This is a genomic window from Leucobacter sp. M11, assembly GCF_035726885.1.
In the GTDB taxonomy this organism is placed as follows: Bacteria; Actinomycetota; Actinomycetes; order Actinomycetales; family Microbacteriaceae; genus JAPFRB01.
In genome coordinates, this window is the sequence record NZ_JAPFRB010000002.1 from 724,747 (window position 1) to 740,424 (window position 15,678).

Consider the following 15,678-nt stretch of genomic DNA (forward strand, 5'->3'; position numbering starts at 1 on the left):
GCGTAGAAAGTGATGTCCCCCGGGGTGAACACGGTGCCCTCGGGGATCAGGTCCAGTTGGCTGTGGTTCGTCATGCCCTCAATCTAGCGAGGGGGGCACGGCCCTGACCAGGCCTTCGACCCGAATGTTTCACGGGGGAAACCCCGCGGTGCGGGGACACACGCCGCGGGAAATCTCACGGAATTCGTGCGGCGTGTGTCCCCTCCCGGGGGCGGCGGGCTAGCGCCAGAGGAGCAGGGCCTCGCCCTGGCCGCCGCCGCCGCAGAGGGCGACCGCGGCACGGCCGGAGCCCCGGCGGGCCAGCTCGTGCGCCGCGTGCACCGCGAGCCGTGCACCGGAGGCCCCGATCGGGTGCCCCAGCGCGATCGCCCCGCCGTGGATATTCACCCGTTCGGCGTCCACGCCCAGATCCGTGGCCGACTGCGCGGAGACGACCGCGAAGGCCTCGTTGATCTCAACGAAGTCCAGGTCGGAGACGGACCAGCCCGCGCGATCCACCGCGCGCTGAATCGCCCGCGAGGGCTGGCTCGGCAGCGAGGTGTCGGGACCGGCCACCTGACCGATGGCCCCGACCGCCGCCAGGATCTCCGCCCCGGCAGCCTCGGCACGGGCCCGGGTCGTCAGCACGAGCGCGGCGGCGCCGTCCGAGATCGGGGAGGAGTTCCCCGCCGTGATGGTGCCCTCCCGGTCAAACGCCGGACGGAGCCCGCCGAGGGTCTCCGCCGTGCTCTCCGGGCGCACCCCCTCGTCCGCGGTGACCACGAGCGGCTCACCGCGGCGCTGCGGCACGGACACCGGGGCGATCTCCGCCTCGAAGACCCCCGCCGCCTGGGCGGCAGCAGCGCGCTGGTGTGACGCGGCCGCGATCGTGTCCTGCGCGAGCCGGTCGATGCCGAGCCGGCTCGCATCCCGCTCCGTCAGCACCCCCATCGAGGTGCCGACCTCGAAGGCATCCGTGAGTCCGTCGCGGGCCATCGAGTCCACCAGCGCGGCATCGCCAAAGGCCGTGCCGAAACGCGAGCCCTGCAGGAGGTGCGGCGCCTGGGTCATCGACTCCTGGCCGCCCACGAGCACCACCTCCGCGTCGCCCGCACGGATCATTCGGGCCCCGTCGATCACGGCGAGCAGCCCCGAGAGGCACACCTTGTTCACGGTCTCGGCCGGGCTCCCGATCGGCACCCCCGCGGCGACCGCGGTCTGGCGGGCCGGGTTCTGCCCGCACCCACCCTGCAGGACCTGCCCGAAGACCACGTGCTCGACGGCCTCGGCGCCGAGACCGCTCGCCGCGATCGCGGCGCTCGCCGCCGTCGCGCCCAGCTGCACGGCGGTGAGGGTGCCGAGTTGGCCCTTCAGGCGGCCCTGCGGCGTGCGGGCGGCGCCGACAATCACGACATCGTTCGGGGTGGGGGTTGGGGAAGTCATACGTATCTCCTGACATCAACGGGACCCGGGGGGATCTCTGCAACTCTATCGCCGGGCCGGGCCCCGGACATCAGTCGATGCCGCCGGTGGCCGCCCCCTTACCCTGACTCCAGCGTCCAGAGCAACTCATGTGAGGGATTTGTTTGGGCACAGAGGCGCTACGATCTGACGGCGGATAACTCTTCGGAAAATTCAGCGAGGAATCTTTCCAGCAGCGCGATCTCCTCGCTGTCCAATTGCCGCGCAGGGGCACGACAGTGGTCCGAGGCGATGATTCCCCGCCGCGCCGAGATCCACTTTTCTGCCGCAATGATCAGCTCGACGCCCTGCATCCAGTAGGAAATAAACGGCAGCAGCCGGGCGTGCAGAGCACGCGCCCGCTCGGGCTCGCCGGCGTCCCAGTGGGACCAGATCCGCAAGTAGAGCTCAGAGAACGAGCAGCCCGGTTGCACGCCAACCGCGCCGCGGGCACGAGCGTCAATCAGCTGGACACCGGCATGACCGACCACGGAGTCCAGCAGGGGTGCCGCCGCACTGAGTGCGCTAATGAACTGGCCAGGCGGGGCGGACTCCACCTTGACCTGCACCAGGTTTGGGGACGCAGCGGCCATCTCCGCGATGACCCCCGGAGCCAGCGCGACCCCGGTCTGGGCGGGGGCGTACTGCACGATCGCGGGGACCGGAGCGATGGCGGTCAGCACTGCCCGGACATGCGCCTGGACCTCTGCGGCGCTCGGTCCGTGCAGGAACGGCGGCAGGATGTTGATCATGTCGGCCCCGAGCTCCACGGCGCGCCGAGCACGTTCCACGGCCACTCGGGTCGCGTGGTCGGGAACTGAAATGACCACCACGGTGTCTTCCCGGGATCCGAAACGCTGAACCACGGTCTGGGTCAGCGCGTCACGTTCGGCATCGGTCAGCTTGTAGAACTCCGAGGCATAGCCGGGGTACATGATCTGCCGGACGCCGACAGCATAGAGGTGGTCAAGGAGCCGTTCCATGCTGGCCAGATCCACCTCTCCCTCCGAGGTGAAGGGGGTTTCTACAACGGGACACACCCCGCTAATGCGTTGCTGGGTGTGCTGCGAATTCGGTGTCATGTGCTTGCTCCTAGAATGCGGCCCGGGCGGGGCCGTCTCCGCTGGACCCGATCAGGAAGTCGAGATCGGCTCCCGTATCGGCTTGGGTGACGTGCTCGGTGTAGAGCCGGGTCCACCCTCGGTCTGCTCGGGGTGCCGGGGCCTGCCACCGTTCCCGGCGCGCCGCCATTTCCACATCGGTGATCTCGACGTGGAGGCGTCGCCCGGCGACATCGAGCGTGATGCTGTCACCGGTCTGGACAAGAGCGAGGGGTCCCCCCGCTGCGGATTCGGGGGCCACGTGCAACACACACGCCCCGAAGGCGGTGCCGCTCATCCGCGCATCAGAGACCCGTACGAGGTCTCTGATGCCCTGGTCAAGCAGTTTCTTCGGCAGGGGCAGATTTCCGACCTCCGGCATCCCCGGATAGCCCTTGGGACCGCAACCGCGCACCACCAGCACCGTGTCTGCGGTCACGTCAAGATCCGGGTCCTCGATGACCAGGTGGTAGTCCTCGAGCGAGTCGAACACCAGGGCCGGACCGGTGTGCTGCAGGAGTGTGGGCTCTGCGGCACTGATCTTGATCACGGCACCGTTCGGCGCCAGATTGCCACGCAGCACTGCGGTGCCAGCGCCAGCTGTTTGCACGGGCCGATTCATCGGCCGAATCACCTCTGGGTCGTCCACGCGAGCACCGGCGACGTTCTCGGCGACGGTGCGACCAGACACCGTGATCGCGGCCGTATCGAGCCGTTCTCCGAGCTGACGCATCAGGGCAGGGATCCCTCCGGCATAGGCGAACTCTTCCATGAGGAAGCGCCCACTCGGCATGAGGTCAACGAGCAGGGGAACCTCTCGGCTGATTCGATCAATATCATCCAGGCTGAGCGGCACCTCCAGGCGGCCCGCGATGGCGAGGAGGTGCAGCACCGCGTTGGTCGATCCACCGATGGCGGCGTTGACCACGAGCGCGTTCTCGAGCGCCGCCCGGGTCATGATGTCGGAGGGACGGAGCTTCTCGGTGGCTAGTTCCACCGCCCGTGCTCCCGTGTCTTCGGCGAGCACGAGTCGGCGGGAGTCCACGGCGGGCAGGGCCGCCCCGCCGGGCAGTTGCATGCCCAGCGCCTCGGTAATGCTCGCCATGGTTGAGGCCGTGCCCATCGTCATGCAGTGCCCTGGGGAACGGTTCAGGCAGCTTTCGAACTCGGTGAACTCTTCTTGGGTGACCTCGCCCGCGCGGAAGGCCTCGGTCATCTTCCAGATATCCGTGCCCGATCCGACCGCCTTCCCGCGATAACGCCCGTTGAGCATGGGGCCGCCCGTGAGCAAGATCGCCGGGAGATCGACGCTGGCTATTCCCATGAGCGCCGCCGGCGTTGTCTTGTCACATCCGGTGAGCACGACCACCGCATCCAGGGGGTTGGCACGGCAGAGCTCTTCGAGCTCCATGGCCATCAGGTTCCGATACAGCATGGTCGAGGGACGCATGAGCGGTTCCCCCAGGGAGAGCACTGGAAACTCCAAGGCGAATCCCCCGGCCTGTTGGATCCCCCGCTTGACGGCCTCCGCGAGGGTGCGGAGGTGACTGTTACAGGGGGTCAGCTCTGACCAGGTATTGGCGATGCCGATGACCGGTCTGCCGTCGAACTGACGTCCGCCAAACCCCATCTGCCGCATGTGGTGTCGGGCGATGAAGCCGTTTTTTCCGCCGTCTCCGAACCACTCCGGGCTGCGGAGCCCCGTGGAGCCCAGGTTTTTGGCGCCCTTTCGGCGCGGGGTCGCTTCCGTCATGAGAGATCCTTCCGTCGTTGTGGTGTTCTCGCGTCCTGGCGGGTGAGCCGGTGTCCCGGGGCCGCGTGCGTGGCTACCATTCGGCAAACGAGCCGTCGTCGTGCCGCCAGATGGGGCTCCGCCACGCGTGCCCCGTCGCGTCTGCCCGACGAACCGCTGCCTCATCGACCTCGATCCCCAGGCCCGGTTTGGTGAGGAGATCGATGTAGCCGTCGCGGATCCGCAGGTCCGAAGTATCTGCGACGTAATCAAGCACCCCAGCGCCCTGGTTGTAGTGGATCCCCATGCTCTGCTCCTGGATCAGGTAGTTCGGCGTGGAGAATCCGATCTGCAGGCAGGAGGCGAGGGCAATCGGCCCCAGTGGGCAGTGCGGCGCGAGCACAACATCGTAGCTCTCCGCGAGCGCGGCGATCCGGCGCACTTCGGAGATCCCGCCCGCGTGGGACAGATCCGGCTGTGCCACCGCGATCCCCGCGGCGAAGGCGGGCAGAAAGTCCTCGCGAGAGAACAGGCGTTCACCGGTTGCGATGGGCACCGTGGTGCTCTCGGTCATCTTGTGGAGGAGATGCCCGTATTCCGGGAGCACGGGCTCCTCAAGGAACATCGGCCGGAAGGGCTCCACCAGAGGAGCGAGACGGCGCGCATTTGCCAGGGTAAAACGCCCGTGCAGGTCGAGCGCGACGTCACGGTCCGGCCCAAGCACCTCGCGCGCGACTCCAACGCGCTGCACAATCGCGTCGAGTTCACCGCTCGTGGACAACCGGGACGTGCGACCGTTTGCGTTCATCTTGACCGCGGTAAACCCCGCGTCGACCTGCTCCGCGATCGCATCGGCGATCTCCGCCGGCTCATCTCCGCCGACCCAGCTGTACATCCGGATACGGTCGCGCACGTGTCCGCCGAGCAACCGATGCACCGGCACGCCGAGCGACTTCCCAGCGATGTCCCAGAGTGCTTGATCGATACCGGCAATAGCGCTCGAGAACACGGGGCCCCCGCGGTAAAAGCCGCCCTTGCTCATCAGCTGCCAGTGGTCTTCAATGCGTTCCGCGGGCTGGCCGAGCAGGCCTTCCGCGAGCTGTTCCACAGCTGCTCGCACGGTCTCGGCGCGCCCCTCAAGGACGGGCTCGCCCCAGCCGACGACGCCGGTGTCGGTCTCGATCCGGACAAACAACCAGCGCGGTGGGACGAGGAACGTTTCGATCCGCTCGATGATCATCGCTCGCTCACCCCACGCACGGCCGCGGCGATCGCGTCGATGGAGACGTCCTCGCCAAAGGCGCTGCCAATGGCGAGCGCCCGGCAGCCGGCGCCCAGGAACTCCGCGGCGTTGTCGGCGTCGATGCCGCCCGTCGCAACAAAGTTGACCTCGGCAAAGGGGGCGCGCTGCGCGGTAATCCAGGCGGAACCGAGCTGAGCGGCGGGGAACGCCTTCACCCAGTGCATACCGTGCGCAACCGCCAGGCCGATTTCCGAGGAGGTCGCCACGCCGGGCAGGTGGGGAACTCCGAGGCGCACCGAAGCCTCCGCGACGGCGGGGTTCATGCCCGGCGCCACCGTGAAGCGGGCTCCGAGCTCGTGTACCCGTTCGAGACGAGACACTGTGGTGATGGTGCCCGCGCCGACCTCGGCACCGTGCGCTTTGCCAGCCTCCTGCGCGGCAAGAAAGGACGGAACCGCGGCCTCGTTCGGCACAGGGATCTCTACGAGGCGCACCCCGCTCGCCCATGCCCGCTCGCAGAGTGCCACCGTCTTCTCCGGGCCGTAGGACCGGAAAATACCCATCACCGGGTGTTGAGTGAGGTGGGTCTCAAAATAGCTATCGCCGTCCATATTCGTCTCCTTTCCAGCCGAGTTCCCGAGAGATCGCGAATGCGACCCGCCGAAACTCAGGAAGTTTTTCTCGTAGCGCTTCGAGCGGGGCCGCCGCTCGGAGCGCGGTAACGCTCATCCCAACACTGACGCGACCGGATGCGTCGAAGATTGGCAGTGCCACGCAGTTGATGTAGTCCTCTTTTTCCCCGTCATCCTCGGCCCAGCCGCGTTTCCGCGTGCGCTCGAGTTCGCGTTGCAGTGCGGCGGGGCTGAGAATCGTAGTCGGGGTGTACTTGGTGAAGGTGCTCCGCCGCAGGACCCGGTCCCGTTTGGTCTCGGAAAGGTACGCCAGAATGACCTTCGCAACCCCAGCCGTGTGGGGCTCCGCGGGCAAGCCGATCCTGGAACCCATCGCGACGGTGCCGGTGCCTTCCACCTTGTCCACGTAAATCACGTCATCACCGATGAGCTGGGCGAGGTGGATGGTGTGGCGCATCCGCTCGTTGAGCTTCTGCAGGTGCGGGTGGGCGAGGGTCCGAATATCGATCTGATCGAGGGCGTGCTGCGCAAGCGGGATAATCGCGAAGCCGATCGCGTGAGATCCGTCGGGCAGGCGACGGGCGAATCCTTGCCCCTCCAGAGTCTGCAGGAGGCGCAGTGCCGTGCTTTTATGCACGCCGAGCATTTCCGAGACCTCCCCCAGTGACCGGGGCTTGTCCGCGACGAAGCGGAGGATCTCGATGGCGCGTTCTACGGTCTGGGACACGTTAGGGTTTCCTCTCGGGGGGTTCCGGAGAGCCCGCGCCAGCGGCTCGGGTCCTCACGAATCGTTTCCTCGATCGTGCCAGCATCCGGCAGCGCCACGGTGTCACTCGGCGAGCGGAGCACGCGAGAGGCCACGTAGTGACCCAACCGCAGCCGGTCCACGGCGGAGCGGTTTCGGACCAGTCCGCTCAACCACCCGGCGGCGAAGGCGTCACCGGCGCCGACGACCTCAACGACGTCAACGGTCGGGGCCGGGACCCGGGTCATCGTCTCTCCAGCGTAGGCAACCGCCTCATGAGCGCCGTCCTTGATCACTAGGTGGCCGGGTGCGCTGATCAGGGCTCGAATCGCCTCCGGAGTGGCAGTTCCCCAGAGTCGTTCTGCCTCGTCCCGGCCGACGAAGACGATGTCACTGCGCTGCGCAAAGGCCAGCAGCTGTGGCGCCGCCTCCGTCACCCCCCAGAGCCCGGGGCGATAGTTGACGTCGAAGCTCACGAGCGCGTCCGGAATGGGGCGATCCCCCAGGAGGTAATGCACAAGGTCTTGGCACCCCGCTGACAGCGCCGGGGTGATCCCGCTCAGGTGGAGCACGCGGGGGCGCAACTGCGTCCATGCCTCGGCGTCCGCGCGGGTCATTTGCGCGGCAGCGCTGCCTTCGCGGTAGTAGTACACGGTCGTCGCGGTTTCTCCCGGGTCTTTGAAGTAGACCGCGGTCCGAAAGTCGTCGCTTCGCTGCACCTGGCTGAGATCGACCCCGGCTTCGCTGAGCTGGGCGGTGATCAGATCACCGAAGGGGTCAGTGCCCAGTCGGCTGGCCCAGACGGCGCTGTGTCCGAGCTCGCTCATCAGAACAGCCACATTGGATTCCGCACCACCCGGGCGGAGCACGAAGGTCGATTCGACGTCGATGCGACCACCGGCGTTGGGGGTGACCATGACGAGCGTCTCGCCGACGCTCATCACATCAGGGGCATGACTCATGTCATCTATCTCCATCGGTAGTGGCATTTACTCGAGCCCGGAGTCCAGGCCGTTGCAACATGTGCAATCCGTTTGCGCCTTCTGCAAACAGGTGTAAAGCTACCATCAAATTCGAGTTCTCGACCACTCCGGGTTTTCGGCCAGAATGGGCCTTTGAGCGAGGAACCGAAAGAGCAGGGCCGCAGGGTGTCGTCAGTCGCCACTGCTGAGAACACACACATAGGAGATCAAAGATGATCGGTCAGAAACGACGCATAAGCACCATCGCTGCCGCGATCCTCGCCACTTCCGCGCTCGCTCTCGCCGGCTGTGCCGGATCCGACGACGCGACTGATGAAGGCGCTCCCGCTGCCGACGGCGGCACCCTCGTGGTGTCCAACTGGCAGTGGCTCGAGCCCGGCCGGGGCGATGTCCTCTGGGACGCCGTCAGCGGGTACACCGAGGCGAACCCCGAAGCCAAGCTCACCCGGTCTGAGACCGCCTACGGCCAGTACGCGGACAAGCTCAACACCGAGCTGGGGGCTGGCGGAGGGCCAGACGTCTTCGTCATCCTCGACAGCCAGTACGCGACCCTCGCTGAAGCCGGGCTCCTGGAACCGCTCGATGATGCGCTCACGGACGCCACGCTGAACACCTCGAACGAACCCATGGTAGTGGACGGCCAGCAGCTCGCCGTGACCTGGGAGCAGGTCCCCTATGCGCTCCTCGGTAACAAGACCGTTCTCGACGAGGCCGGCGTTTCCGAACTGCCCGGAAGCGTTGACGAACTGATCGAAGCGGGCAAGAAGGTCAAGGCAATCGGTGCCGATGGCTTCGCCGTACGGCACCAGATGGGTGAGTTCGACGGTTGGTCGCTGGACTTCCAGTCCTGGCCCCTCGGCTTCGGCGGCGGTTGGTCCGACGGAACGAAGCTGACGATTGACGCCCCCGAGAACGTGGCGGCGGTGACGGCTTTTAAGGAGGTCTACGACTCTGGGATTCTGCCTGTCGGCGACGACGCATCCACGTTCCGCACCAAGTTCAAGGAAAACCAGCTCGGCATGATGATCGACAACGCCGGTGCAGCGCTGTCCTACACCAGCGGCGGTCAGGTCACGGGGCAGACGCTGCTCGCGGCTCCGTTGCCCTTCGATGAGGTCGGGGCTCACCAGAAGCTCGTCCTCGCCGTGAACGCCAACAGCAAGAACAAAGCCCTCGCGAAGGACTTTGTGTCCTGGTTCGTGAGTGAGACGGGACAGACCGCGGTCCGTCCCGGGCTCGGGGCCAGCACGCTGGCAACAGATGTTCCCCTCACCGACGAGTTCACCGCCGAACACCCCTGGGCACAGGTCTTTGTCGACCTGGGCGCTTCCACCAAGGGCGCGCTGATTCCGGGCTTTGAGGCGGACACAAAGACCATCATGCAGCCCGTGATGCAGGCCGTCGAGCGGGTACTCACCCAGGACCAGGACCCGAAGGCGGCTCTGGAGCAGGCACAGTCGGAAGCCACACGCTAAGCCCGACACACGCAGTTCCCGCGCTGGGAGGTCCGCACCGGACCTCCCAGCTCACATGAGAGGCACAACATGGCCACACGGTCCTCCACGCAGGGTTCCCCACCGCCCGCCGTCCGTCCCGGACCGAGCTCGGTCAGCGAGCGGACACTCGCGAAACCCAGGCGGAATTGGACGCCATATCTGTTCATCGCCCCGGCGCTGATTTACCTGGCGATCTTCCTCCTCGTCCCGCTCGCCCGAGGCATCCAGCTCAGCTTTACGGATACCAAACTGGTCAACCCGGGCGGCGGCAGCTTCGTAGGCGTAGATAATTACACCCAGATGCTCACGAGTGAACAGTTCTGGAATTCGTTCCTTGCGACCGTGCTCTATACAGTCGGCACCGTGGTCTTTGCAGTGCTCATCGGCACCGCACTCGCTGTCCTGATCAACCGTCCGTTCCGCGGCCGGACCGTGGTCCGGGCCATTCTCACGTTCCCGTATGCAATGCCGACCGTCGCGGTCGCGCTCATCTTCGTCTGGATCTACAACCAGTCGAGCGGGGCCCTCAACCGCGGCATCGGCGTCCTCGGTCTTGGCGAGGTGGGTTGGCTCACCGACCCTGCCTACGGGATGTTCTCCGTGGTCCTGGCGACGGTGTGGAAGGTATTTCCCTTCGTCATGCTCGTTGTGCTCGCCTCGCTGCAGTCCGTTCCGGAGGAACTCTTCGAGGCCACCCGCATCGACGGCGCCGACGGCCTCAGTACGTTCCGCGCGATCGTGCTCCCCCACATCATGCCGACGGTGCGAATCGTCGCACTGCTGATGACGATCTGGTCGATTCGTCGGTTCGAGATCATTTACCTACTCACCGGCGGCGGCCCCGTTGAAAGCACTAACACCCTCGTCATCAACATCTACCGCCAGGCCTTCAGCAGCCAAAACCTCGGCCTCGCCGCCACGATCGGCGTGCTCGGCCTGATCCTGTCCCTGTCCGTCACCGTCTTCTTCCTCCTAGTCGAACGCCGGGAAAATAAGCGGGAGGCTTCCGCATGATCCGCAAGATCCGCAAGCTGCCGGGCCGTGTCGCCCTATTCCTCGGCCTCGGGCTCTTCACCGTCTTCGCCGCGTTCCCCGTCTACTGGATGATCAACACGGCACTGAGCACGGATACTGAGTTGTACAAAACCGGACAGGGGTTCTGGCTCAAGCTCTCCCGCTTGGGTGACATCCCCGCCAAACTCGCCGAGGTCCCGATTTTCAGCTGGATTGCGAACTCCGGCATCGTCGCCTTTGGCACCACCTTCCTCAGCCTGGTGCTCGCGGTGATGGCCGCGTACGCCCTCAGCCGTTTCAAGTTCCACGGCAAGGGCCTCGCCGCATTCGTGCTCTTTGCGACGCAGATGCTCCCCGAGGCGCTCCTCGTGGTGCCCTTGTTCGCCTTGTTCGCGTCCTTTGGCCTTCTCAATGAACTGCACGGCCTCGTCCTGGCCAATACTGCGTTCACGATGCCGGTCGCGATCTTCATCCTCAAGAGCGCCATCGATAAGATCCCGTACGAGATTGAAGAGTCGGCTCGGATCGACGGGTGCCCCCGTTCCGGCCAGCTCACCATGATCATCCTCCCGCTTATCGTGCCAAGCGTGGCCGCCGCCGCCGTGATTAACTTCTTCGACGGTTGGAACGAGTTCCTCTTCGCGAACACCTTCATCTCCGACGCCGCGAAGTGGCCGGCCTCCGTCGGTCTCGCCTCCTTCGTCGGTCAGTACGCCACCCCCCTGAGTAGCGTGATGACCGCGGCGTTCCTCTTCACGATCCCGGCCATCGTGTTCTTCCTCATTGTTCAACGCCAAATCGTCAGCGGGCTCACCGCGGGCGCAGTGAAGGGTTAGCCCATGCCACGCATCCAATTCGACAAGATCCGAAAGTCGTTCGGCTCCAACACCGTGATCCGGGAGTTTAGCGCTGATATTCCCGACAACGAGTTCCTCGTGCTCCTGGGACCCTCCGGGTGCGGGAAGTCGACAATGCTCCGGATGATCGCTGGCCTCACCGATATCTCAGATGGGGAGCTCCGCTTCGACGGCGAACTCGTCAACGATCGGGAACCTCGAGATCGAAACGTGGCATTCGTATTCCAGTCCTACGCTCTTTACCCCCACATGACTGTCCGGGAGAACATCGCGTTCCCCCTCATCATGGATCGGTTCAAGGGCTGGTACCACATCCCGATTCTCAACTCGATCATGCGCCGGGTCATCGCCAAACGGCCCGAGGTTCGCGATCGTGTCACCGAGGTCGCAGAGATGCTCGAACTGGGAAGCTACATCGACCGCCGCCCGAAAACCCTTTCCGGAGGCCAACGTCAGCGCGTTGCGGTTGCGCGCGCCCTGGTCCGCGACCCGTCAATCTATCTTCTCGACGAGCCCCTCTCCAATCTGGACGCAAAGCTTCGCACGCAGATGCGCGCGGAAATCACTGCCCTGTACCAGCGAGTGAACAAGTCCTTTGTGTACGTCACACACGACCAAGTCGAGGCCATGACAATGGCCACCCGCATAATCGTGCTGAGCGATGGGGAAGTTCGGCAGATCGGCACTCCAGAGGAGATTTACCACCGGCCAGCCGACACTTTCGTCGCTCGTTTTATCGGGGCACCGGCCATGAACCTGATCCCGGTTAGGCTCCGCGACGGCCGAGCGATCAGTGACTCGGGTGCGCAGGAAATCGCCCAAGCACCCGCTCACCTGTCTCCCGGCCCCGCCATGCTCGGCGTGCGTCCCGAAAAAATCAGTCTCGCGGAACACCCCGGCTCCGGTGTCCTTGGGTACATTTCCGCGGTCGAACACCTCGGCGGTGAATCCGTGATCGGTTTCACCTTGGAGCCGTCCGACCCCAACCGCCTCGTGCAGACCGGCTCGACGGAGACCGTGCACTACGCGCGGGTACCCGGTACGGCCCAGCTCACCGTGGGAACCAAGCAGTGGTTCAGTATTGGTGATGCCAACCTGAGCTGGTTCGACGCGGATACAGGACTCGCGGCTACTCCCGATCGGTCAGGACAGGAAGTCGAGCTGCGCAGCGCCAGGACGGAGGCCCCAGCTCCTTAGGAACGCGCAGTGCGGCGGGGTTGAGACTTTCTTGCTGGCACCCCGCCGCACTGTGGTTTGTGTTCCTGAGTGTGGGTCACTCCCTCACGCGATGCCGCCGGGCAGCTCCCGCAGGGAGCCGTCGGCGCCCAGCTCGATGGCGGTGTCCACGCCGAGGCGGCGCAGGAACTCGTGGTCGTGGCTCACGATGAGGAGGCCGCCCCGGTACCCGGCCAGCGCCTCGACGAGCTGATCCACGCTCGCGAGGTCCAGGTTATTCGTCGGTTCGTCCAGCACCAGCAGCTGCGCGGGCGGCTCGGCGAGGAGGAGCCGCGCCAGTGAGACCCGGAATCGTTCCCCGCCCGAGAGCGTGCTGACCGGTCGGTCCACGCTGGAGCCGCGGAGCAGGAGCCGGGCGAGCTGGTTCCGAATGGTGCCCGGATCGGACGCCGGGGCGACGGCGCGCACGTTGTCCAGGGCGCTGGCCGTCTCGTCGAGCCCGTCAAGGCGCTGCGGCAGGTAGCCGACCCGGTCCGTGAGCAGCGTTCCGCTGGGGCGGCCGGGCGCGGCCTCTTCGCCGGAGACGAGCTGCGCGAGCAGGGTAGATTTTCCGGAGCCATTCGGGCCGATCAGGGCGGCGCGCTCCGGCCCCTGGATGATGAGGCTCCGGTCCCCGTCTCGCAGCTCCGCGAGCCTGCGGCTGCGCGGCACATCGGGGTCGGGCAGCGTGAGGTGGATGTGTTCCTCCTCGCGGACGCGGGCGTCGGCGGCGTCAACGGCGGCCTGCGCGGCCCGCACGTTGTCCTCCATCGTCGTGCGCATGGCCCCCGCGGAGCCCTGCGCTTTGCTGGCCCGTGCCCCGGCGAGGATCTTCGGGATCCCTCCCTCGCGCTGGGTCTTCTTGCCGGTGCGCTCGCGCCGCGCGAGCTTCGTCTCGGCCTCCGCCCGCTGGCGCTTTTCCACCTTGAGCGCCTGCTGGGCGCTCTTGGCCGCCTGGGCCGCCGCGGCCTGTTCCTGTTCCTGGTGTGCCGCCCAGGCGCTGTAGGGTCCGCCAAAGACCTCGACCGCGCCCGCGTGCAGCTCCGCGGTGTGCTCCATCCGCTCGAGCAGTTCCCGATCGTGGCTGACCACGATCAGGGTGCCCGGCCAGGAATCGACGAAGCCGCCGAGCACCGCCCTGGTCGCCCGATCCAGGTTGTTGGTCGGTTCGTCGAGGAGGGTGATCGGGGTGCGCCGGAGCCGAAGCCCGGTGATCGCGATCAGCATCGCCTCACCGCCGGAGACCCGGGACACGGGGCGATCCAGATCGGCGGCGGCGAAGCCGATCTCGTGCAGTGCCTCGTCCGCCCGGGATTCGATGTCCCAGTCATCGCCAACCGCGTCGAAGTGTCGCTCGGCCACGTCCCCCGCCTCGATTGCGCGCAGCGCCGTGAGGGTCTGCTCGATCCCCAGCAGCTCCGCGACGGTGGTCGTCCCGGTGAGCGTGAGGGTCTGGGGGAGGTATCCGACCTCGCCCACGGTCTCCAGGTGACCGGACGTTGGGGTGAGCTGGCCCGCGATGAGGCGCAACAGGGTTGATTTCCCGGCGCCGTTGCGCCCGACGAGCCCGGTGCGACCGGTGCTCAATGTGCCGGTGACGCGGTCGAGGGCGACCGTGCCATCGGGCCAGTCGAAGCTGAGGTCGCGGAGGGTGACGGCTGATTTCAGTGACATCTGAGGAGACTCCTTCGCCCGGGTCGGGCGGTGTGCTGCAGAGCAGAAGAGGAAAGAACGAGGGGGCGCGGGGCCGGCACCGGGGTCGCCTGTGGGGAGACCCGCGAAGCGTGGCCTGCGGGGCCGGCCGGTCGCGCCGGAGGGCGCGCGGGGAGGGGTCAGTCGCTCGGGGGTGACGCCACCCGCACCGTGCGCTGGCCGCCGATCATTCGGCGGCTAGATTCTGTCGACCTCAATCTCCATAGTCCTCATGGTACACCCCGCCCCGGAGCAGGCTCCCCGCCCAGGCCGTCGCTGAGCAGCCCGATCAGCACGGGAAGCACGCCGACCGCGAGAAAAGCCGGCAGGACGCACAGTCCCAGCGGGAGCATCAGTCGCACCCCGAGCCGTTCGATCTCGTGCGCGAGGCGGCTCCGGTATTCGGCGCGGGCGGCCCGGGCCTCAGCGGCGAGCATCTCGCGCACGGGGACCCCGGCGGCCCGGGCCGTACGGAGGACCCGGGCGACCGAGCCATCCTCGTCGAGGACCTCCCGCAGATCCGCCCAGCCCACCCGAAAGCGATCGAGCGCGTCGGCGACCCGGCGGCCCGCCTCCTCGGGGGCGGCGCCGCCGCCCAGCGCAATGCGAAGCAGGTCGAGTTCAATGCCGGGCAGCCGCCGCCGGGCATCAACCGCCCGCACGAGCCGATTCGACCAGAGCGCCGCGACCGCGAGGAGCACGCCGCCGCTCAGCAGGAGCGCCCAGCCGAGCGGGCTGCCCACGAGCACGCCAAGGGGTCGGCTTCCGAGCGCCGCGCCAAACCCGAGTCCGATCAGCGGCAGGGTGAGCACCAGCCGGGCGCTGGCTTTCGGCCCGGCCAGCGCCGTGTCGCGCAGCTGCCCGAGTTCGACGCCCGCCTGCAGGGCCTCGGACAGGTCGAGGAGGAGCCCCGCGAGGGCCGCCCCGGAGCGCTCCGCGAGCGCCCAGGCCGCGGCGAGCACCCGCCAGGGTGCGCCGGGGTCTCCCGCGCCGCCGGGGCCGCGCCCACCCGCGCCGGAGCCGGAGGCGCGCACGCGCTCCGCCTCCGCCAGAATCGCCGCCGAGGCCGGGTCGCCCTGGGAAATCCCCGCCGCGATTCGGCCGATGGGACCACGCGGCGCGGCGTGCGCCTCGTGCTCTCCGCCGTGCGGTGGGTCGTGCGGTGGGTCGTGCGCCGAAACCCGCTCGTCAGTGCGCTCGTCAGTTCGCTCGTCAGCGCGCTCCTCGGCCGCGAGGAGGGGCCAGAGCGCCGCTGCGGACACCCCGCCGCCGAGCAGCGCCGCGGCCCGCGTCGCCAGCTGCGCGACCCGCTGCTCGGTCCCGCCGCGCTGATCCGCTCCGCGTCCCGTCCGTCGGCCCGGCCCCCGCTGCCCCCTGCGGCGTCGGGGGCCGCTCGGCCGATTCGGTCCGCCCGGCCAGCTCGGCCGCCCGGGGCGGCGCGGTTCCCGCGGCCGACCCGGTGCCGGGGTCCTCGAGGCGTCGCCGCGGCCGACCGCGTCCCCCGCCGCGCTCATGTCCCCGACTCCGTT

Annotated in this window: 13 protein-coding genes; 4 read left to right on the plus strand and 9 right to left on the minus strand. The window is 67.3% G+C overall.

Translation table 11 applies throughout. The features are described 5' to 3' along the window. Positions 1-219 precede the first annotated feature (219 nt). The 7 genes from OOT08_RS07895 to OOT08_RS07925 form a co-directional block, all read right to left on the minus strand. Positions 220-1,422, minus strand: coding sequence for an acetyl-CoA C-acyltransferase (locus OOT08_RS07895; RefSeq protein WP_325092054.1), 1,203 nt, complete (start codon positions 1,420-1,422; stop codon positions 220-222). Positions 1,423-1,580: 158 nt separating this feature from the next. Then, complete coding sequence (locus tag OOT08_RS07900; protein WP_325092055.1) at positions 1,581-2,522, minus strand: dihydrodipicolinate synthase family protein; 942 nt, start codon at positions 2,520-2,522, stop codon at positions 1,581-1,583. A 10-nt stretch (positions 2,523-2,532) separates the two neighbouring features. After that, positions 2,533-4,293, minus strand: a complete 1,761-nt coding sequence (locus OOT08_RS07905; protein ID WP_325092056.1) for an IlvD/Edd family dehydratase — start codon at positions 4,291-4,293, stop codon at positions 2,533-2,535. Between the two features lie 73 nt (positions 4,294-4,366). Continuing rightward, the gene (gene dgoD, locus OOT08_RS07910) at positions 4,367-5,512 is read right to left on the minus strand and encodes a galactonate dehydratase (protein ID WP_325092057.1); all 1,146 of its coding nucleotides are present in this window, start codon (positions 5,510-5,512) and stop codon (positions 4,367-4,369) included. Further along, positions 5,509-6,126: a bifunctional 4-hydroxy-2-oxoglutarate aldolase/2-dehydro-3-deoxy-phosphogluconate aldolase gene (locus OOT08_RS07915; protein ID WP_325092058.1), complete on the minus strand. Its 618-nt coding sequence runs from the start codon at positions 6,124-6,126 to the stop codon at positions 5,509-5,511. The genes dgoD and OOT08_RS07915 overlap by 4 nt, the downstream gene beginning before the upstream one ends. After that, positions 6,113-6,874, minus strand: a complete 762-nt coding sequence (locus OOT08_RS07920) for an IclR family transcriptional regulator (protein WP_325092059.1) — start codon at positions 6,872-6,874, stop codon at positions 6,113-6,115. Before OOT08_RS07920 ends, OOT08_RS07915 begins: the two co-directional genes overlap by 14 nt. Further along, positions 6,859-7,854, minus strand: coding sequence for a sugar kinase (locus OOT08_RS07925; RefSeq protein WP_325092060.1), 996 nt, complete (start codon positions 7,852-7,854; stop codon positions 6,859-6,861). Before OOT08_RS07925 ends, OOT08_RS07920 begins: the two co-directional genes overlap by 16 nt. Before the next feature lie 233 nt (positions 7,855-8,087). On the opposite strand from OOT08_RS07925, the gene OOT08_RS07930 reads away from it, so the two are divergent. The 4 genes from OOT08_RS07930 to OOT08_RS07945 all read left to right on the plus strand — a co-directional run bounded on the left by OOT08_RS07930 (position 8,088) and on the right by OOT08_RS07945 (position 12,439). Further along, a complete protein-coding gene (locus OOT08_RS07930; RefSeq protein WP_325092061.1) occupies positions 8,088-9,350 on the plus strand; it encodes an ABC transporter substrate-binding protein in 1,263 nt (420 codons plus the stop codon). Between the two features lie 69 nt (positions 9,351-9,419). Further along, positions 9,420-10,385: a carbohydrate ABC transporter permease gene (locus tag OOT08_RS07935; protein WP_325092062.1), complete on the plus strand. Its 966-nt coding sequence runs from the start codon at positions 9,420-9,422 to the stop codon at positions 10,383-10,385. Beyond that, positions 10,382-11,221, plus strand: a complete 840-nt coding sequence (locus OOT08_RS07940; RefSeq protein WP_325092063.1) for a carbohydrate ABC transporter permease — start codon at positions 10,382-10,384, stop codon at positions 11,219-11,221. The genes OOT08_RS07935 and OOT08_RS07940 overlap by 4 nt, the downstream gene beginning before the upstream one ends. A gap of 3 nt (positions 11,222-11,224) precedes the next feature. Beyond that, complete coding sequence (locus OOT08_RS07945) at positions 11,225-12,439, plus strand: ABC transporter ATP-binding protein (protein WP_325092064.1); 1,215 nt, start codon at positions 11,225-11,227, stop codon at positions 12,437-12,439. An 84-nt stretch (positions 12,440-12,523) separates the two neighbouring features. Here OOT08_RS07945 and OOT08_RS07950 read toward each other — a convergent pair whose 3' ends face one another. Beyond that, complete coding sequence (locus OOT08_RS07950; protein ID WP_325092065.1) at positions 12,524-14,131, minus strand: ABC-F family ATP-binding cassette domain-containing protein; 1,608 nt, start codon at positions 14,129-14,131, stop codon at positions 12,524-12,526. Between the two features lie 248 nt (positions 14,132-14,379). Continuing rightward, complete coding sequence (locus tag OOT08_RS07955) at positions 14,380-15,411, minus strand: hypothetical protein (RefSeq protein WP_325092066.1); 1,032 nt, start codon at positions 15,409-15,411, stop codon at positions 14,380-14,382. Positions 15,412-15,678: the final 267 nt, after the last annotated feature.

Coding starts and splice junctions, on each gene's coding strand:
- OOT08_RS07895 (WP_325092054.1), bottom strand. CDS start 1,422: ATGACTTCCCCAACCCCCACCCCGAACGATGTCGTGATTGTCGGCGCC.
- OOT08_RS07900 (WP_325092055.1), bottom strand. CDS start 2,522: ATGACACCGAATTCGCAGCACACCCAGCAACGCATTAGCGGGGTGTGT.
- OOT08_RS07905 (WP_325092056.1), bottom strand. CDS start 4,293: ATGACGGAAGCGACCCCGCGCCGAAAGGGCGCCAAAAACCTGGGCTCC.
- dgoD (WP_325092057.1), bottom strand. CDS start 5,512: ATGATCATCGAGCGGATCGAAACGTTCCTCGTCCCACCGCGCTGGTTG.
- OOT08_RS07915 (WP_325092058.1), bottom strand. CDS start 6,126: ATGGACGGCGATAGCTATTTTGAGACCCACCTCACTCAACACCCGGTG.
- OOT08_RS07925 (WP_325092060.1), bottom strand. CDS start 7,854: ATGAGTCATGCCCCTGATGTGATGAGCGTCGGCGAGACGCTCGTCATG.
- OOT08_RS07930 (WP_325092061.1), top strand. CDS start 8,088: ATGATCGGTCAGAAACGACGCATAAGCACCATCGCTGCCGCGATCCTC.
- OOT08_RS07935 (WP_325092062.1), top strand. CDS start 9,420: ATGGCCACACGGTCCTCCACGCAGGGTTCCCCACCGCCCGCCGTCCGT.
- OOT08_RS07940 (WP_325092063.1), top strand. CDS start 10,382: ATGATCCGCAAGATCCGCAAGCTGCCGGGCCGTGTCGCCCTATTCCTC.
- OOT08_RS07945 (WP_325092064.1), top strand. CDS start 11,225: ATGCCACGCATCCAATTCGACAAGATCCGAAAGTCGTTCGGCTCCAAC.
- OOT08_RS07950 (WP_325092065.1), bottom strand. CDS start 14,131: ATGTCACTGAAATCAGCCGTCACCCTCCGCGACCTCAGCTTCGACTGG.